Annotated in this window: 17 protein-coding genes; 11 read left to right on the top strand and 6 right to left on the bottom strand. The window is 59.4% G+C overall.

What is annotated here, in order from left to right; genetic code table 11:
• Nucleotides 1–47: 47 nt before the first annotated feature.
• A complete protein-coding gene (locus FVW59_RS04400; RefSeq protein ID WP_187275760.1) occupies nt 48–563 on the top strand; it encodes a gluconate 2-dehydrogenase subunit 3 family protein in 516 nt (171 codons plus the stop codon).
• Between the two features lie 45 nt (nt 564–608).
• On the opposite strand, the gene FVW59_RS04405 is transcribed toward FVW59_RS04400, so the two are convergent.
• Complete coding sequence (locus FVW59_RS04405) at nt 609–1,541, bottom strand: AEC family transporter (RefSeq protein WP_187275761.1); 933 nt, start codon at nt 1,539–1,541, stop codon at nt 609–611.
• 22 nt (nt 1,542–1,563) lie between these two features.
• A complete protein-coding gene (locus FVW59_RS04410; RefSeq protein ID WP_148063045.1) occupies nt 1,564–2,505 on the bottom strand; it encodes a zinc-dependent alcohol dehydrogenase in 942 nt (313 codons plus the stop codon).
• A gap of 219 nt (nt 2,506–2,724) precedes the next feature.
• Between FVW59_RS04410 and FVW59_RS04415 the strand changes: the two genes are divergently transcribed.
• The 6 genes from FVW59_RS04415 (at nt 2,725) to FVW59_RS04440 (ending at nt 8,667) form a co-directional block, all read left to right on the top strand.
• Nucleotides 2,725–3,033 carry a hypothetical protein gene (locus tag FVW59_RS04415; RefSeq protein ID WP_148063046.1) on the top strand — a complete coding sequence of 103 codons (309 nt, stop codon included), beginning with the start codon at nt 2,725–2,727 and terminating at the stop codon, nt 3,031–3,033.
• Complete coding sequence (locus FVW59_RS04420) at nt 3,030–3,647, top strand: gluconate 2-dehydrogenase subunit 3 family protein (RefSeq protein WP_148063047.1); 618 nt, start codon at nt 3,030–3,032, stop codon at nt 3,645–3,647. Before FVW59_RS04415 ends, FVW59_RS04420 begins: the two co-directional genes overlap by 4 nt.
• Entirely contained in the window at nt 3,607–5,358 is a 1,752-nt protein-coding gene (locus FVW59_RS04425) for a GMC oxidoreductase (RefSeq protein ID WP_342779685.1), read from the top strand. The genes FVW59_RS04420 and FVW59_RS04425 overlap by 41 nt, the downstream gene beginning before the upstream one ends.
• Before the next feature lie 15 nt (nt 5,359–5,373).
• Complete coding sequence (locus tag FVW59_RS04430) at nt 5,374–6,252, top strand: ThuA domain-containing protein (protein ID WP_148063048.1); 879 nt, start codon at nt 5,374–5,376, stop codon at nt 6,250–6,252.
• Between the two features lie 36 nt (nt 6,253–6,288).
• Nucleotides 6,289–7,173 (top strand): sugar phosphate isomerase/epimerase family protein, encoded by an 885-nt coding sequence (locus FVW59_RS04435; RefSeq protein ID WP_148063049.1) that lies wholly within the window; start codon nt 6,289–6,291, stop codon nt 7,171–7,173.
• A gap of 255 nt (nt 7,174–7,428) precedes the next feature.
• Nucleotides 7,429–8,667: a tyrosine-type recombinase/integrase gene (locus FVW59_RS04440; protein WP_148063050.1), complete on the top strand. Its 1,239-nt coding sequence runs from the start codon at nt 7,429–7,431 to the stop codon at nt 8,665–8,667.
• Between the two features lie 137 nt (nt 8,668–8,804).
• Here FVW59_RS04440 and FVW59_RS04445 read toward each other — a convergent pair whose 3' ends face one another.
• Genes FVW59_RS04445 through FVW59_RS04455 form a run of 3 tightly spaced genes read right to left on the bottom strand, consistent with a single transcriptional unit; the run spans nt 8,805 to nt 11,949 of the window.
• A complete protein-coding gene (locus FVW59_RS04445) occupies nt 8,805–9,692 on the bottom strand; it encodes a sugar phosphate isomerase/epimerase family protein (protein WP_148063051.1) in 888 nt (295 codons plus the stop codon).
• Nucleotides 9,693–9,745: 53 nt separating this feature from the next.
• Nucleotides 9,746–10,420, bottom strand: coding sequence for a 2-hydroxychromene-2-carboxylate isomerase (locus tag FVW59_RS04450; RefSeq protein ID WP_148063052.1), 675 nt, complete (start codon nt 10,418–10,420; stop codon nt 9,746–9,748).
• 56 nt (nt 10,421–10,476) lie between these two features.
• Nucleotides 10,477–11,949: an AMP-binding protein gene (locus FVW59_RS04455; protein WP_187275762.1), complete on the bottom strand. Its 1,473-nt coding sequence runs from the start codon at nt 11,947–11,949 to the stop codon at nt 10,477–10,479.
• A gap of 162 nt (nt 11,950–12,111) precedes the next feature.
• Between FVW59_RS04455 and FVW59_RS04460 the strand changes: the two genes are divergently transcribed.
• The 4 genes from FVW59_RS04460 (at nt 12,112) to FVW59_RS04475 (ending at nt 17,322) form a co-directional block, all read left to right on the top strand.
• Complete coding sequence (locus FVW59_RS04460; protein ID WP_187275763.1) at nt 12,112–13,347, top strand: DegT/DnrJ/EryC1/StrS family aminotransferase; 1,236 nt, start codon at nt 12,112–12,114, stop codon at nt 13,345–13,347.
• 4 nt (nt 13,348–13,351) lie between these two features.
• Complete coding sequence (locus FVW59_RS04465; protein ID WP_148063055.1) at nt 13,352–14,920, top strand: fatty acyl-CoA synthetase; 1,569 nt, start codon at nt 13,352–13,354, stop codon at nt 14,918–14,920.
• A 108-nt stretch (nt 14,921–15,028) separates the two neighbouring features.
• Nucleotides 15,029–16,204 (top strand): DUF3089 domain-containing protein, encoded by a 1,176-nt coding sequence (locus FVW59_RS04470; protein ID WP_148063056.1) that lies wholly within the window; start codon nt 15,029–15,031, stop codon nt 16,202–16,204.
• 176 nt (nt 16,205–16,380) lie between these two features.
• Entirely contained in the window at nt 16,381–17,322 is a 942-nt protein-coding gene (locus FVW59_RS04475; protein ID WP_148063057.1) for a zinc-dependent alcohol dehydrogenase, read from the top strand.
• Nucleotides 17,323–17,332: 10 nt separating this feature from the next.
• Here the strand turns inward: FVW59_RS04475 and FVW59_RS04480 are convergent, their stop codons facing one another.
• Nucleotides 17,333–18,190 carry an SDR family NAD(P)-dependent oxidoreductase gene (locus tag FVW59_RS04480; protein WP_148063058.1) on the bottom strand — a complete coding sequence of 286 codons (858 nt, stop codon included), beginning with the start codon at nt 18,188–18,190 and terminating at the stop codon, nt 17,333–17,335.
• Between the last annotated feature and the right edge of the window lie 48 nt (nt 18,191–18,238).

Genomic DNA, 18,238 nt, shown 5'->3' on the forward strand with positions numbered 1-18,238 from the left:
GTCGCAGAGACTTTCTCGGGCTGTCCGCCGCCAATCTGGCGGCCGCCATGGGCGCCAATCCCCTGGCCCTGGCAACAGCGCAGCAAACGCCGCTGCCGACAGTCCTGAAGCCCGATGAGTGGACGGCGCTGGAGGCTCTATGCGGTATTCTGCTCCCGCCCGTCAACGGGGTCAGCACCCGCGATGCCGGTGTCGCAAATTTCATCGACAAGTTCCTGCTGCACGAGGGCGCCGACCAGCTGCCCATTTATCGCCGGGGGCTGCATCTCGGCAATGCCTACGCGCTGACAATTGGAACGCCATCCTGGAGCGCGCTAGGGGAGGGCGAGCAAGTCCGATGGGTTGAGCAACTGGAAGACGGAGCGCTTTCAGGCATGGCGGGGCCAGAACAACAGGTGCTGTTTCAAAGCCTCTGGTTCAACACTCTGCTTGGCTTTCTCGCCGCGCCAAGTCACGGGGGCAATGTCAATCACGCTGGCTGGCGAGCGATAAGTTTTCCAGGGCATTTACACATGCAGGGCGGGATTACGGACGACGAAGTCGCTGGCAAGCCAGCCGAATGATTCTTCTGCTGTTGATGCAATAGCTTAAGGGGCCGGCGCCTGTCCCTAGCTCGCCAGCCCGGTTAGTTTGATCAGGACAGTCAGTGTCAGGAAAGACAGCAAAGTGGTAACGACCACCGCTCCTGGCCAGAACCTTCCCTGATCACAACGCGCTGCCAGCAGTGGAAAGACCGTAGCGAGGGGCATCCCGGCGTTGATAATAGCGGCTTTCGCTTGCAGCGGATCCGCAGCGGGCAGGGCGAACAGGACCAATGCCACGGCGGCAGGGTGCAGAATCAGCTTTCCTGTCGCGATAAATGCCAGCTGGCGCCCCTCACCTGAGAGCCTCTGGGTGGCGAGTACCGCGCCAATATAGAGAAGGGCCACCGGCACACAGGCATTTGAAAGCGATAGCAGTGACGTTTCCAGCACTTGTGGCAAAGTGATAGACAATTGCCGTGTCAGGAAACCTGCCGCTATAGCCAGGATGAGCGGATTCTTAGCCAGAGGCACCACGGTTTGCAGGCAGTGGCGGGTGAGGCCGTTGTTTCCGCGTCGTTCCCGCCACCCGGCCAATACCGTCATCAGGGGGAACAGCACCACCATTTCAAAACTCACGTAGAACGCCAGCATTACGGCCGCACCGGGGCCAAATAGCGCCAGGCCGATCGGTAGGCCAACCAGGGCACTATTCGCATGGACCGTGCCGGTGCCGAGTGCAACGGCTTCATGCAGGGAACGTCGTCGCCAGCGCAGCGCAATCCACGTAACCGTTAGCTGCAGGGCGAGCGACGCCCCGACGTAGGCGGCCAGTACGGCGACATCCAGCGTTGAATGATCAAAATCCTGCGCCAGGGCCAGAAACAGCACCGCCGGCAGCGCCAGGTAAATAACGAAAGCACCCAGTGAGGCCACCCCGGCGGCGGGTAATACGCTTGTTCGCCCGGCGACGAAACCGAGCGCAACCAGCACAAAGACCGGAAGCGTCGTTTCAAGCACCAAAAACACCGGACGGTACTACTCAGGGATTGAAAGCAACCTTGATGGCTCCCTGGGCACGATCTGCAGCGATACTGAAGGCTTCGGCAGCGGCGTCCAATGGCAGGCGATGAGTGATCAGCGTGGGGGCGATCAGAGGATTGCGGGCCAGGGCGGCAGCGGCGATCTCCACATCGCGCACCAGGCCTTGGCGAGCCTGAGCCATGGAGGTCACGGTGCGCAGTTCCTTCATCATCATTTGCATGGCCGGCATGGTCAATCCCCCCCAATAGGAGGCCAGCATCAGGATCGTAGCGCCGGGCTTACACAGATTCGCCGCCTGCTCCATTGCGGCGTCGGTACCGGCGCAATCGATCACCAGATCGAAGTCGTCCATATCGCCCCCGAGGGTGGCCCCCAGAATCTCCCCGGCCCGCAGTTGCGCGTCGTGACGAGCGAACAGGTGTATCTGACTGGTCGCCTGGCGCGCGATAGCCACGGCACACTGGCCAATACTGCCTCCACCGATCACGGCGACCTTGTGCTTGTCGCTGATACCCGCCAGTGCAATGCCCCGCACGGCGACCGACAGTGGCTCGACCAGGCATGCGTCTTCGGCGCGAACGCCACCGGGGAGGGGAACCAGGCACTTGGCCGGAACAATCAGCTCCTCTGTCATGCCGCCGTCCCTACCCACGCCCATGACGGCTTCGGTGCCACGCACGCAGAGATTGTAATCACCACGGACGCAGCGTTCACAGTGGCCGCAATACACCGTTGGTTCGATAGCTACCGGGGTGCCGTCTTCAGCGATGCCGGCGATTTCGTGGCCAAGAGTAAAGGGAATCGGGAAGCCCTGTTGCCAGAAATGCAGATCAGAGCCACAGATCCCAGCGGAAGCAACCCGGACCTTAACACCTTCGCCAGAGGGGGCGGGCACGTCTTGGACGCAAACTTCGTGGTTGTGACAACGAACAGCTTTCATCGGACCTCCTGGTCATTATGTTTACCCAAAAAGCACGATACCTTACCTGTAAGATATTTTCATTATCGGGCATTTCGGTGCTGGAACTAGCTCCAAGTCGATTATTTTAATTTATAATTAAGATATATGTAACAATATAAGCAACGACTTCGGTTTTGCCCCACTATTTCCGGGACGCCTCGTTGGTTGCAGAACATAATGACTCTATAGGACCTTTTGGTGAACTTCTTGAATAGTTTTCCTCCAATCGCTCTTTGCGGCCGCCTATTGCTTGGCATCGGCCTGATGCTGTTTTTAAGGTTCCTGTTAGTGCCAACGGCGTGGATCTTCTACGAGCTTTATCATTTAAGCGGTTGGGATCTGGTGTACTGGGGCTACAGCCTGTTCAAGGTTGGCGGCTACTACTTCAACCATTGGCCATATCAAACGCGGATCTGTATTGCCCTTGGACTGACCGTTGCAGTGCCGTGGCGATGGCTATTGTGGTCCCTAAGGTCCAACGTAACAACAAAGGCGCCTGAACAATGAATCGACGCGAATTTATGCAATGTGCAGCGCTGCTGGTGAGCGGCGTCGCGGCCACGCGCAATAGCCTGGCTTTGAGCGAAGAGCAGAAACATTATCTGGCGAAGGCGAACTATAACCGCACACCTGCAGACTACTTTAATGAGGCCCAACGCCGCACAGTTGCGGCTGTTGCTGAAACCATCATGCCGGCCACCGATACACCGGGAGCGATTGATGCCGGTGTGCCGGGTTTCATCGAGAACATGGTGCAGGACTGGCTAAACAAGGCGGAGCGGGGAATTTTTGATCAGGGCCTGGCTGAGTTGATGGCCAGTACCCAGCGCTCCTACGGGAAAAGTTTTGAAATGCTTGAACCCGCTCAGCAAAGAGATTGTCTGGAAGCGCTTGAATCGGCGGCCAGTGACTCAGCCTGGTACGATTTTGGCAATACGCAACGTGTTTTTGTCAGTGATGCGCCTTTTATTTGCCAGATGAAAGAGTTGACCATCTGGGGCTTTTTCACCTCTGAAACAGGGGCGACGCAGGTACTGCGTTACGAAGCCATGCCCATGACCTTTGATGGTAATCGTGAACTTGGCCCTGACGACAGTAGTTGGGCCGGTAACCCCTTCTAGCGAGCTGAGAATGATACAAAGCGAAAACTACGACTTTGACGCCATTGTGGTCGGCTCTGGCATCAGTGGCGGCTGGGCAGCCAAAGAACTGACCGAGAAGGGGCTGAAAGTCCTGGTGTTGGAACGCGGCAGGGATATCACACCCGGCCTGGATTACTACGGCGAACACGCCCCGGACTGGAAGCTTCCCTACCAGGGAAAAAAGCCCCGTGAATTATACGAAAACGAGTACCCGATCCAGAGCCATGGCTATGCATTGAACGAAGGCAATCGGCAATTCTGGAACAATGACAAGGACAATCCCTACGTCTTTGATGCCGAAAAGCCGTTCTATTGGATGCGAGCCGATGTGGTGGGCGGACGATCACTAATATGGGGGCGCCAGACCTACCGCTGGTGTGAACAGGATTTCACCGCGAACGCCACAGATGGACACGGTATCCCCTGGCCGATCGGCTACTGCGACCTGGCTCCCTGGTACAGCCATGTAGAACAGTTTGCCGGTATTAGCGGCGAAGCGCTTGGCCTGGATGAACTGCCCGACAGCGAATTTCTCAAGCCGATGGAAATGCATGCACTGGAGAAGACGATTCAGGGGCGTTTACGCAAAAAGGCGCCCCATGTGCACATGACCATCGGCCGTGTGGCGATCCTGAGCGAAGATCACAATGGGCGCGCTGCCTGCCATTACTGTGGGCCCTGTGATCGGGGCTGCTCAACAGGCAGTTACTTCAGCTCTCACAGCGCAACACTGCCGGCGGCTCGCGCCACAGGCAACCTGACCCTCAAGGCGAATGCAGTGGTTGAGCGCCTGGAATACGATGCGCAGGGTGGCAGGGTCAGCGCCGTTCATGTGATCGACAGCCAGACCGGTGAGCGAAGCGCGTTTAGAGCGCGTCTGTATTTCCTCTGTGCCTCGACGGTAGGAAGTACACAGATACTGATGAATTCCCGCAGTGAGGCCTTCCCGGATGGCCTCGGCAATCGAAGCGGTGCTCTCGGCCACTACATGATGGACCACGTGTATGGCGTGGGGATTACGGGTATTTTCTACGACGACATGGATCGCTACTGGTTTGGCAACAGACCCAACGGCACCTATATCCCCCGGTTCAGAAACCTCGGCGACCAGGATGATGATGCCGGTTTCCTGCGAGGCTATGGCTACCAGGGCGCGGCCATGCGTATGGACTGGAAGACCGGCTTCAATAAAAGGGGTTTTGGTGCTGACCTGAAGGAATCCCTGCGTAAGCCCGGCCCCTGGGTTTTCCACCTGGCGGGTTTTGGTGAGGTCTTACCACAGTACGCCAACCGTATGTATCTAGACGCGAAGAAGGTGGACCGCTTTGGCATTCCACAGGTTGGCTTTAGCTGCCAGTGGGGCGATAACGAGCGCATGATTCGCGATGACATGTTGGAGCAGGGTGAGGCGCTGATGAAAGCGGCTGGCGCTGTGTTCACAGTCAAGCAGGGAGAGATGGGCGAGCCGGGGTTGGGAATTCATGAAATGGGCACTGCCCGCATGGGCGATGACCCTACACAATCCGTGGTCAACGCACACAATCAGGTTCACGGTGCGCCCAACGTGTTTGTTACCGACGGCGCCTGTATGACTTCATCTTCCTGCGTCAATCCTTCACTGACCTATATGGCATTGACTGCCAGGGCCTGCGATTACGCTGTCAAACAACTGGCGCAAGGTCGCCTGTAAACAAGGAAAAGCACTATGCCACGCTGGTTGAAAATTAGCGCCCTGGCTTTTGCCGGTATTCTTATTCTGCTTGGCGCCGGCGCCTATTCTTACTACAAATACATCGGCATTATTCCGTCTCACTATTATGAAACCGAACCACCGACACTGCCGCAGTTCAGCAAACCAGCGGTGCTGATCTTCAACAAGACCAATGGTTTTCGCCATATCGACGCCTTGCCGGTAGCGGACGCCATGTTCACCGAACTGGCGCACGCTCACGGCTGGGATGTGTTTGTTACTGACAATGCTGCAGTGCACAACCCCGGGGTGTTGGACAACTTCAGTCTGGTTATCTGGAATAATGTATCGGGCGACGTTTTGACCGAAGAGCAACGCAGCTCGCTGAAGCAATGGTTGGCAGACGGCGGTGGCTGGCTCGGTGTGCACGGATCCGGTGGTGATACGAGTTACCAATGGCCTTGGTACGTGGAAACACTGATCGGTGCACAATTTATCGGTCATACCATGATGCCGCAATTCCAGGATGCCGAACTCTACCCTACCGATCTCAGTACAGTGGTGACCGACCACTTGCCCACGCCGTGGCGCTTACCAGCCGAGGAGTGGTATGCCTTTGATTCGAGTCCGCGTGATAAAGCCTATGAGATCCTTGTGACAATAGACACTGATAGTTACGAAACTCACGGACCCGTTAGTTCCGGGTGGATGGAGGGGTGGTCAGACCGAATGGGGAGCGAAGGCGAACATCCGCAGATTTGGCGACACAGGCCGGGGCAGGGCAGGGCGTTTTACTCCGCGATCGGCCACCAACCGGAAACGTACGAAATACCAGCCTATCGTGAACTACTTTCAAAGGCCATGCGCTGGGCGATGGGTGAGCCACGTGAATAGTGCAGCAGACAATGATGTCCGGCGGAGGATAATGATGTGAGTATTGGTGTCGGAGTCAATGCTTGGGTGTGGCAATCACCCTTTGCCCGCGAATCGGTGTGCTTGATCGAGCGTGCGGCGACCATGGGCTTCGACGCATTCACCATACCGGTGGAAGCCCCGGAGCTGATTGATGTCGAAGCGATCAAAGCGGTACATGCGGACTTTCCCTTGCGTCTCTACGTCTCTGGCGCCTTTAGCCCGGATCGTGACCTCACTCATCCTGATACGCTGGTAAGGAAAAATGCACTGGACTATATACACAGGACGCTGGCTATCTGTGAGCAGCTCGGCGTCAAGCATCTGGTGGGGCCGGCATACTCTGCTACCGGTAAGCGGCGCAAGATACCGCGGCAGCAACGGGATCGGGAGTGGGGGCTTGCTGTGCAAGGCTTGACCCAGGCTGGCCATATGGCTGCCGATCACGGCGTTGTACTGGCCATCGAGCCGCTCAACCGCTTTGAAACTGATCTGGTCAATACCGCGGCCCAGGTGAAGCAGTTGATCAGCGATATCGGCCTGCCTTCGGTACGTATCCACTTGGACACCTTCCACATGCACATTGAAGAGCAGAGTGTGTACGAGGCTATTTGCACCGCGGGGAAAGACCTTGTCTACGTGGATGCCAGTGAAAGTGACAGGGGGACGCCCGGCAAAGGTCAGGTCCATTGGCATGAAGTTGCCCGTGCGCTCCGCGATATTGGCTATCAGGGGGATTGCATCATCGAATCATTCACACCGGACTGCGAGGCGATCGCAGATGCCGCCGCAATCTGGCGTCCCCTTGCACCCACCCAGGATGCACTCGCAGGAGAAGGAGTGGCCTTTCTGCAAGCGCTATTCGCCAAAGAGGAAGCTACTGGGCAACCGCAACCATATTAGATGGGGCAAGCGGACTGCGTCCTTCGAAATACTTGCATAGGGATGGGGAGCGTGTAGCGAACGCCCAGTTAACGACTTTAGGTGGAAATTGCAAACTTTAGGTGGAGGATGTTGCAAGAACTAGAAGGACGTCCACGGTGGTGGAGCAATCACACTAGCACCTTTATATTTACCGATACCCTCTAGTATTGGACATATGGGGTGAGGGCGCTATACTAGCTGCCTGCCAATAATTTGACCCCAAAGGCGCAAACCATGGCTACTCCCGGCCCTGTACCACTGTATCCGACTTACGAAACCCTGAAGAACTTCGACTTTAAGGACTATCCAGATGTCGAATCTTTCCTTGAGTCAGGTGAATCATGGTGGATGACCCACTGGCTGTGGGGACAGGAATTTCTCAACTACACGGGGCGTAACAAGTCCGAGCATACGTTCATTCGCTTCCGCAATGAGACGGAACGCTTCCTACTGTGGGTCTTTCTGTTCAAGGGCTGCCCGATGCCACAGCTACGAAAAACCGACATTCTCGAATATGCCGATTTTTGCTGGCAGCCACCAGTGAGCTGGATCTGCCTGACTAACCACGAGAAATTTGTACTGAACAACGGGCAATACATTCAAAACGGTGCATGGGCACCGTTTAGGCTCAAAACACCCAAGAATGGCAAGGTCCCCAAGCCTGACAAGAAGAAATACAGACCATCGCAGCAGACTCTTGCTGCCACATTTACCGGGATCATAGCCTTCTACAAGTATTTGATGAACGAGGAATACCTGTACGGGAACCCAGCGCAAATCGCCAAGGCAGATTGCCGACACTTTATCCAGGATGCACAGGTCAAGGAGCCGCGTCGGCTGACAGAAGCCCAGTGGCTTTATGTTTTTAATGTTGCCAAGAAACTTGCAGATGAAGACCCCAAGCATGAGCGGAGCCTTTTCGTAATCTGCGCGTTGAAAACACTGTTCTTGCGTATATCCGAACTTTCAGAACGGAAAAACTGGTCGCCGATGATGAGCCATTTTTGGCAGGATTCTGAGGGTAACTGGTGGCTAAAGATCTACGGTAAAGGTCGTAAATTGCGCGACATCACCGTGCCTGACAGCTTCTTGGACTACCTGAAGCGGTACAGGCTTTACAGGGACCTCACCCCTCTCCCTTCGTCTGGTGACAACGCCCCAATCGTAGAGAAGATCCGAGGGCAAGGCGGCATGACGCCTCGTCAACTGACGAGGATCGTCCAGTCGGTCTTTGACCTCGCGTATCAGGCAATGAAATCAGACCACGGTGAGGACAATGCCAGGAAACTTAAGGAGGCCTCAACCCATTGGCTCCGGCACACCGGCGCCAGTATGGAGGTCGAGCGCGGTCGAGCTCTTAAAGACCTTTCTGAGGATCTGGGACACGCTAGTATGGCTACTACCGATACGGTCTATGTACAAACGGAAAACAGACTGCGGGCCCAGAGCGGGAAAGCACGAAAAGTCGACTAACTTCCGATATATCAATAGGTTATGGAGTCCTACGGGAATTTCTAGAACGATCCGGGTAGAAAGCCGTGATACAGCGCCCCATTCCACATTGCCCAACACTAGACAGTATTGGACATAAGAGGCAGCTATCCTGGATATCAGAGCTGATGATCTGGGGTATCCCGGATCATCGGCTCGGAAAGAAGCTGCTGAAGGAATTCGATGCCCCCTTTCGCCAGGGCATCCTGTGATGAAGCCAGTGGACGCCAGATTGCGGCGGCGTCAGCGATTGACTCGCATTCCGGTGTGAATGACTCGATGATGCAATCGCCCTGGTAGTCGATATCGCGGAGCGCGCGGACGACTTCATGCCAATGGACCTGACCTTTGCCCGGCGTCCCCCTGTCACTTTCGCTGGCATCTACGTAAACCAGGTCTTTCCCGGCAACGCGGATGGCGTCGTAGACGCTCCGCTCTTCGATATGCATGTGGAAGGTATCCAGGTGAATACGCACCGAAGGCAGGTCGATGTCACTGATCAACTGCTTCACCTGGGTTGAGGTGTTAATCAGATCAGTCTCAAAACGGTTAAGCGGCTCGATGCCCAGCACAACACCGTGATCGGCAGCCATACGGCCGGCCTGGCTCAACCCGGCTACTGCAAGCTCCCACTCCCGGGCGCGCTGTTGCTGCGGTATCTTGCGTCGTTTGCCGGTCGCCGAGTAGGCAGGCCCCACCAGATGACCGACGCCGAGCTGTTCACAGATGGCCAGCGTCCGGCGTATATAGTTCAGTGCGTTTTGTCTGACGGATGCATCGGCATGAGTAAGATCACGATCATGGCTAAAGGCGCCGGAGACGTAGAGACGCAGGGGGAAGTCAGCCTGTACGGCTCTGATCGCATCGACATCGATCAGCTCCGGTGACTCTACCGGCACGGTGAAAGCATCAAAACCCATTTTCGCCGCATGTTCGATCAAGCGCGCCGATTCGCGGGTGAAGGGTGATTGCCACACCCAGGCATTGATACCGATACCAATGCTCACGCCATTATGCTCCGTCCTGCGCCGTCACGGGACGTCCTGCTCGATGATGCCGATTACGCATGGGCGCCGTCCGGAATGCCCTCTCTCGGGCTCAGGCCGTGCTGCTGCATTCGCCACAGCAGGCAGTCGATGCGGTCCTGGCCAAAGAAAGGTTCTGCATTGAACACCATCAACGGTACGCCCCAATGTCCACTTGTTGACTGCTCGGCTTCATTCTTCTCGACAATAGCGTCAAGACGGCCCGGGTCCCGCGCCAGCTCTGCGTCCATGGCCGCCAGGTCAAGTCCGGCGCGAGCTGCCGCATCCTGCAGGTGGCTTCCCTCGTTCCATTGCGGTGTTCCACTCCAGATCAGCCGGGAGACTTCATCGATAAAGGCCAGGCCCCTGCCCTGCTCCGCTGCCAGTACGCCGAGTCGCAGCAGGCGAAAGATATGGGGCTGGTCAGCGGCGATGGCACGGGTTTCGATGTTCTGGACGATGGGGTCCGGATTGGGCGGGCCGATGGGGAGCCCGAGCATTTGCGCCACGCGGGCCACATCAATAAAGGTGTATTGCAGCCAGCGCGGGTCAGAGCGCTCGAAGAATGCCGGGTCCCGCAGCGCCAGTGGCGCGACGATTTTCACCACAAAGTCCACATCGTAGTCGCGCGACATGGCTACCAGGCGGGATGTCGCCAGGTAGCTGTAGGGGCTGCGAAAAGACCAGTAGAGATCCACCGAAAGTGTCATAGCCAATGCTCCCGAAAATGCGTTGTGGCTGCGCACCGCACGATAGCCACTTTTCCTTACCCTCCCCGCTCGTCGCGCAAGGTACTGCGCCGTATCTTGCCCGCCTCGTTGCGCGGCAGGGCTTCCACCAGTTCAAACCCGCGCGGGACCTTGTAGCGGGCCAGTGCCGCTGCGCACCGGGCGGCCAGTGCTTCCATATCAGGCGGATTCGCGGTATCCAGGGCTTCCACCACCGCATGCACACGGCGCCCCAGGTCGCTGTCCTTCAGGCCAATCACTGCCACGTCGCGCACCCCGGGGTGCTCGCTGATCACCGCCTCTATCTCGGCCGGGAAAATGTTGGCGCCGCCGGAGATGATCATGTCGGTGCGCCGGTCACTGAGATAGAGGTAGCCATCGGCATCCAGGTAGCCCATGTCACCGACGCTGGTAAACCCGCCAGGTAACTGCCTGAGTGGATCGGCGCCGCGGTATTCGTACTGCGGCCCCATTCCCAGGAAGCGGCTGAAGATCTCGCCGACTTCGCCGGGCGGCAGTTCCCGGCCGGCCTCGTCGACGATCCTGAACTCGGTCATCACGCCCTGGCCGACGCTGCCGCGATGCGCCAGCCAGTCGTTGCCGTCGATTACAGTGAGCCCGGTTGACTCGGTAGCCGCCCAGAGTTCGAGAATCCGTTCGCCGCCGAACTGTTCGATAAATCCCAGCTTGGCCCACTCCGGGCACGGGGCGGCGAGGTGCCATACCAGGTTGACCGATGACAGGTCGTGGGCGGGCATATCCGCCTCGCGCAGCATGCGCTGCATCATGGTCGGCACCAGGTTGAGGACCGTGGGCCTGTACTGTTCGATCAGTTCCAGCGCGCGCGGGGCGCGGAAACGCTCGTTCAGCAGCACCCGCCCGCCAATGTAGAGCGTGATGATCGAGAACAGTAACGGGCCGTTGTGATACAGGGGGCCGGGGGAGTACTTGAGGTCGGTCGATCCGATGCGAAGCAGGGCCGCCATGGGATGTTGCCCTTCCGGATAGGCAAAATCCCCCGGCGTCACGATCAGTTTGGGCTTGCCGGTCGAGCCGCCCGAACCGACAGCCTTGACCGGGTTGGGGACTTCGGCCGCTGGCAGCGATGCAGGGAAGTCATCCAGCGCGGCCATGTCTTTGCGCGTAATGCCCTGTAAATCGGCCTGGTCGCTGATAATGCAGACCGGGGCAGCCAGCGCCAGCATGGCATCGCGCTCTGTTGGCGGCATACCGTTGCTGACAGGAAACGGTGTAGCCCCCGCCTTATAGGCGGCAAACACCGCCACCATGTGCTCGATGCAGGTGGGCAGCACAATGGCGACCAGTTGCCCCCGCGCGGCGCCGCTCGCCTGCAGGCGGTGGGCCAGGCGACTGCTCCACTCATCCAGTTCCCGCCGTGTCAGCGAACGGGTGTGGCCGTCATCGCCGGCACACAGCAGCACTGTCTCGTCGGGGCGCTGGCGGGCGTATTCGTATAGCGCCCTTCCGGGTGTCCATAGTGCTTCGCTCACAACAAAGTGCCTCCTTTTATTTTTTTGGATAATGCGGTCTTTTGCAGCGGTTTGCACGTCTCGGGATTTAAACCAGTTGAATCTCTTGCTCCGGCAGCCGTTGACCTTGCCAATCGGCAAATGCAAAGTCTGGTCATCAATAAGCATAAGGGACACTGCAGCATGCCCCACGAAAAACTTCCGCCGCGCGTTGTGCGCTATGGTGGTGCCACCTATGGCGAGGATGAAATCCAGCAGGTCAACGCGGTACTGGCCGATCCCAACGGCATGATTCCCGGCGCCAGGGTTGGCGAGTTTGAAGCGCGGGTCGCCGCCTTCATGGGCAAACGACACGGGGTGATGGTCAATTCCGGCTCTTCCGCCCTGATGATTGCCATGCGCCTGCTCAATCTGCCGCCCGGTTCAGAGGTGATCACGCCGGCCCTTACCTTCTCTACCGATGTCGCAACCATCTACCAGGCGGGTTATGTACCGGTGTTCGTCGATGTCGGGCTCGACGACTACCAGATTCTGGCTGACCGGGTTGAAGAAGCCATCAGTGATAAAACCCGCGCGGTGCTGGTGCCCGACCTGATCGGCGGCATCGGGGACTGGGACAAGTTGCGCGCGATAGCCGACCGCCACGACCTGCAGTTGGTACACGATTCCTGCGATACGCTGGGGGGCAGCCTGCGCGGCCGCAAAACGGCGACCCGCGCCGATATCTCGGTAACCAGCTTTTCCATCTTCCATATCATCACCGCGCTTGGAAACGGCGGCATGGTGTTTTTCGACAGCGACGACCTGCTCGACCGCGCCCTGATGCTGCGCGCCTGGGGGCGGTCGTCGGAAAAGTACATGTTCGGTACCCGGGTGGCGGAGAGTGACGGCCGTTTTCTGGAAAAGCTGGACGATCTCGACTACGACTCGCTGTTTATCTTTGAGGATCTCGCCTACGGCTTTATTCCCAACGAGGCAGGCGCCGCCTTCGGCCTCGGCCAGATGAATCGCATTGATGAGTTGTGGCAGGCACGCAACGCCCGTTTCCAGGCCTACTATCGTTTCTTCGCGTCGCACGCCGATAAATTCATCGTGCCGCGCACCCTGCCGGAAACGGAAACCACCTGGATCTGCTTCCCCCTGCAGATTCGTCCGGAGACCGGCTGGAGTCGCAAGGCGCTGCAGGTTCACCTGGAAGACAGCGGCGTGTTTTCCCGGGTTATTTTCTCCGGCAATATCACGCGCCACCCGATGCTGAAGGGACGTGACTACCGGGTGCATCCGGCGGGACTGGGGAACTGCGACCAGATTATGGAATATGGCGTGATGCTGCCCTGCCACCCCACCATGTCCGATGAAGACCAGCGCTATGTCGAGCAGGTCCTGGAAGAATTTATCACCGCAAACGGGAATCCCTGAAGCCATGCACAGCAGTCCGCTCCACCAGCAGTCTCTTTTCGATATCCTGCGCCGCAGTGCGGCACGCTATCCCGAACGGCTGGCGATTCGCCAGCTGGACAGCGACTGGACCTATCGCGAGTTCTACCAGTTGTGCCTGCGCCTGGCGGGCGGCCTGGCCGAACGCGGTATCGGCCCCGGCGATCGCGTGGCGATTCTCTCGCGCAATTCCAATGCCTTTGCCGCCGCGCGATTTGCGATTAGCGCTGCCGGCGCTGTGCTGGTCCCGGTCAACTTCATGCTCAATGCCGAGGAGTCCGCCTATATTCTCGGTCACAGCGGCGCGCGCCTGTTACTGGTGGGCGATACCGAACTGGAAAAAGCCCGGCAGGCGGCTGCCCTTTGCCCCGATATCGAAGGCCTGGTCTGGTTGGTGACAAACAGCCCGGCGCCGGCGGGTCTGGAGGCTTTCGATACCCTGGCTGCCAGCGTGCCGCTGCAATCACCGCCGGTGGTCGACAGTCTCAGTCCAGCCCAGATTATTTACACCAGCGGCACAGAGTCCGCGCCCAAGGGGGCGGTGCTCAGTCACGCGGCGGTGCTGTGGGAGTACAGCAGCATCCTGGCCGATGCCGAGGTGTGCGGCGATGACGTACTGCTACACGCCCTCCCCCTGTTCCACTGCGCCCAGCTGGACTGTTTCCTCGGCCCGTCGATACAGACGGGCGGCCGCAATATCATCACTGCCGACAACAGTCCGGCGAATCTCCTGCAACTGCTGGAAAGTGAGGGGATTACGTCCTTCTTTGCGCCGCCAACCGTATGGATTGCCCTGCTCCGCCACCCGGATTTTGACGCCACCGATCTCGCTGCCCTGCGCAAGGGCTACTACGGCGCGTCCATCATGCCGGTGGAGGTACTGAAGGAAATCCAGCAGCGTATCCCGCAAATCCGCCTGTGGAACCTCTACGGGCAGACCGAGATTGCGCCGGTTGCCACCATCCTCAAACCGGAGGACCAACTGCGCAAGGCCGGCTCCGCCGGGCGGCCGGTGCTGCACGTAGAAACCCGGGTGGTGGATGACGAAGGCCGGGATGTCCCGCCCGGTAACATTGGCGAGGTGGTGCACCGCTCCCCGCAACTGTTGACGGAGTATTTCCGCAACCCCGAGAAAACCGCCGAGGCCTTCTCCGGCGGCTGGTTCCACAGCGGTGACCTTGCCACCCTCGACGATGAGGGCTACCTCACCATCGTCGATCGCAAGAAGGACATGATCAAGACCGGCGGAGAGAACGTCTCGGGACGCGAGGTCGAAGAAACCATCTACCAGCTTCCCTGGGTCGCCGAAGTGGCGGTCATCGCCCTGCCCCACCCGCGCTGGGTGGAGGCGGTTGCCGCGGTCGTGGTGGCCAAGGCCGGCGACGAAGCGCAGGCCAGCGAGCAGGCGGTGATCGACTTCTGCCGCGAACGCCTGGCCAGTTTCAAGGTTCCCAAATGCGTGCGCCTGGCCGTGGACCTTCCCCGCAACCCCTCGGGAAAGATCCTCAAACGCGACCTGCGCGAAACCTATGCGGGTGAATTTTCCGCAGAATAGGCCCCCCGGGCGCGGAAAGCGCCTGTCGTCATAAAACCTTCACACAACGCGAGGTCGCGATTGCGTACACTCGCGTTTGTTACTGTTTAATGTCGTTTACATGAATTTATGGCGAAGTTTTTTACCGCGCTGGCGGCGGCGGGGGCCGTGCTGCTCGGCTCCCTCTGGGCGGTTGTTGAGGTATGGGGGGACGATCTGCTCGCTTCCTATATCGAACCACCAGAACCCTTTGACAGTCACCAGCTACCCAGCGCGCCCGACTATAACGACCCCGCCTACTGGGCGGCCTTTCCCGGCCGGCCCAGCGCTGCCCGCCTGACACCGGACGGACTGCAATCCGCCGAATACGCCGCTCCGGCGGATGTCTTCTACATCCACCCCACGTCGTACATCGCTGCCGACAGCTGGAATTCCCCGCTGTTTACCGATTCCCGTGCCTGGGAGATGGTGGATATCATCCTCGGCGCTCAGGCCAGCGCCTTCAACCTCTGCTGCGAAGTCTATGCGCCTCACTACCGCCAGGCGGCACTGTCGAGTTTCCTGGACTTCGACGGCGACAGCGGCAGGCGCGCGCTGGAACTGGCCTATCGCGATATCGCCGACGCGTTTGCGGCGTTTTTGCACTACAACAACGGGCGCCCTTTCCTCATCGCCAGCCACAGCCAGGGCACCTACCACGCACTGCGCCTGCTGGCCGAGCATGTAGATGGCCGGGCGATACAGAAGCGCATGGTGGCCGCCTATGTGGTGGGATACTGGGTGCCGATGGATACCTTCGGGCGCACCCTGCAACATATCGCGCCCTGCGAGTCCGCCGGCGACACCGGCTGCCTGCTGCACTGGTCGACCTACGGCGACAGGGGCGTGCGCCGCGCCGGTGTTCCCCACTGGTATCCCGGTGGCCCGGAGTTGTCCGATGGCAAGCCGCTGCTGTGTAACAACCCACTGAACTGGCAACACAACGGGCCCCGCGCCGAAGCCTCCGAACACCCGGGCGCCCTGTACGTGGCGCGCGGCGGCAGCCTGTACCACGACCTGCTGAATATCCCCGCCGAAGTCAAACTGACGTCACTGCCCCAGCCTCTGGAGCACTGGACCTGGGCAGAGTGCCGCGACGGCCTGTTGCACGTGGCGCCCCAGGACAGCGGCCCCTTCGCCGAACTGGGGGACGATCCGAACCAAGACTACCACCTTATCGACTACAGTCTGTTCTACGAAGCGGTGCGGGAAAATGCCTGGAAGCGGGTGCGGCGCTTTGGCGACAGCCTGGCCAGCAGCCGCTAGTCCAACCAGCCTTCCGCCAGCCTCATTGCTGGTTCAAATTGTTCAGCATTCGCCGGACTTTATACTCTCCTGCCCCCGTGGCATGGCCAGTTCACCCCGCCGTGGGGTTAATCTGCACAGATTCCCGGCAACTATAACGGGCGACCAGCGGGTATCGCAGACGGAGGGTCAAACTCATGAAAGCGGTGCGCTGCCACAACCACGAAATCTGTGTCCACGATGTGCCCGCTCCGGGCGGGGACGGTGTGCGTGTGCGCATTGCCTCTGCGGGCATTTGCGGTTCCGACCTGCACATGACCGCGCTGGGCTTCGACATACCCTTCACCCTGGGGCACGAGATTGCCGGTATTGCCGAAGACGGCACAGCGGTGGCGATTGAACCCACCGTTTACTGCGGACACTGCGAGCGCTGTGTCCGTGGCGACTACAATCTTTGCATACGCGGCAGCGAAGCCGTTATGGGTGTCGGTCGCGACGGCGGTATGGCGGAGGAAATAATCGTCCCGGCGAAATGCCTGGTGCCCCTGCCCGGCGGCATTCGCGTTGAGGACGCCTGCCTGGTCGAACCCCTGTCAGTGGCGGTGCGGGGGATCGGTCTTGCCGGCATCAGCAGCCGTCACAGGGTGGCCGTAATTGGCGGCGGCACCATTGGCCAGTGCGCCGTTGCCATTGCCCGTCAGGTCACTCAGCAGGTCCACCTCTTCGCCCGCCACGACGCGCAGAAGCGCGCCGGCGAAATCCTGGGCGCCAAGCTGGAGGGGGACAGCGATGATTTTGACCTGGTCATCGACTGTGCCGGTACCGATGCCGCGATGGCGCAGGCTGCCAGTCTTTGCAAGCCCGGTGCCACGATCCTCATGCTGGCCACCTACTGGGGCGGGCTCACCATGCCCGCGATGCAGATGATGATGAAGGAACTGCGCACTGTAACCTCTATGGCCCAGGCCCGTCAGGGCCTGGTGCGGGATGTGGAAATTGCCGCCGCCACCCTGGCGAGGAATCCGCTGATTGCGCCGACCCTGATCACCCACCGCTTGCCGCTGGAAGCCGCGGCCGAGGCCTTCGCCATCGCCGGCGACCGCGCCCGGGGAGCGATCAAGGTCGCCTTCAATCACTGAGCGGAATGATTCACGGCTCCAGGCCCATACCGCGCAATACTTCCTCCGGCAGGCTGGGCATCGCCAGCGCCGACAGGTGAGCGGCCCGCGCCGCAGCAAACTGCCGGGTCATTTCCGGGTGAGTAGATACCCAGAATTCGCCGGCAGCAATTTGCGGCAGAATCACCTGGGCAGCTTCCAGGCCGGTCATGCCATCGGCCTGCAGCATGGCGTGCATCATCGCACCGTGTTCGGCGCTGGCAGTATCGCTGGACTGGCCGCTGTCCTCGAAGATGCGGGTTGCCACCGGGCCCGGCAGGATGGCGGAGACCCTGATCGGTGACTGCTTTACCTGCATCTCCAGGAACAGGCACTCGCTGAAGGAGATCATCGCGTGCTTGCTGAGGATGTAGGAAGTCTGGATCGGCATCATGCCCAGGCCGCCGATAGAGGCGGTATTGGCAATCCAGCCGGGCCTGCCGCTGGCGATCATGCGCGGCGCGAAAGCGCGCACGCCGTGAATGGCGCCGTGAATATTGATGTTCAGTGTTTTCTCCCACAGCTCGGTGGGTAACTCCCAGGTAAAGCCGAGAGTCTCAACGCCGGCGTTGTTCACCAGCAGGGTCACCTCGCCAAAGGCGTCGAACGCGGCGTCGGCCAGGGCGTCGATGGAAGCGGGATCCGCCACGTCGACCTTCACCGCCAGCGCTTCGCCACCCTGCCCGCGAATATCCGCCGCCACCGCTTCGGCGCGATCGACGGCAATATCGGCCACTACCACACGCATGCCCGCTTCAGCTGCGACCCGCGCCAGTCCTTCGCCAATGCCGGAACCGGCGCCGGTGATGACGGCAGTGCCGCCGGTGAGTGCCTGCAGGGTGTCTGACATGGATAGCTCTCCTGAATTCGCATGGTTGTGGAAATCGCCTATTATCCC

The organism is Parahaliea aestuarii, from assembly GCF_008064635.1.
Taxonomy (GTDB): domain Bacteria; phylum Pseudomonadota; class Gammaproteobacteria; order Pseudomonadales; family Halieaceae; genus Parahaliea; species Parahaliea aestuarii.

Coding starts and splice junctions, on each gene's coding strand:
- FVW59_RS04400 (WP_187275760.1), top strand. CDS start 48: ATGGGCGCCAATCCCCTGGCCCTGGCAACAGCGCAGCAAACGCCGCTG.
- FVW59_RS04410 (WP_148063045.1), bottom strand. CDS start 2,505: ATGAAAGCTGTTCGTTGTCACAACCACGAAGTTTGCGTCCAAGACGTG.
- FVW59_RS04420 (WP_148063047.1), top strand. CDS start 3,030: ATGAATCGACGCGAATTTATGCAATGTGCAGCGCTGCTGGTGAGCGGC.
- FVW59_RS04430 (WP_148063048.1), top strand. CDS start 5,374: ATGCCACGCTGGTTGAAAATTAGCGCCCTGGCTTTTGCCGGTATTCTT.
- FVW59_RS04440 (WP_148063050.1), top strand. CDS start 7,429: ATGGCTACTCCCGGCCCTGTACCACTGTATCCGACTTACGAAACCCTG.
- FVW59_RS04450 (WP_148063052.1), bottom strand. CDS start 10,420: ATGACACTTTCGGTGGATCTCTACTGGTCTTTTCGCAGCCCCTACAGC.
- FVW59_RS04460 (WP_187275763.1), top strand. CDS start 12,112: ATGCCCCACGAAAAACTTCCGCCGCGCGTTGTGCGCTATGGTGGTGCC.
- FVW59_RS04465 (WP_148063055.1), top strand. CDS start 13,352: ATGCACAGCAGTCCGCTCCACCAGCAGTCTCTTTTCGATATCCTGCGC.
- FVW59_RS04470 (WP_148063056.1), top strand. CDS start 15,029: ATGGCGAAGTTTTTTACCGCGCTGGCGGCGGCGGGGGCCGTGCTGCTC.
- FVW59_RS04475 (WP_148063057.1), top strand. CDS start 16,381: ATGAAAGCGGTGCGCTGCCACAACCACGAAATCTGTGTCCACGATGTG.
- FVW59_RS04480 (WP_148063058.1), bottom strand. CDS start 18,190: ATGTCAGACACCCTGCAGGCACTCACCGGCGGCACTGCCGTCATCACC.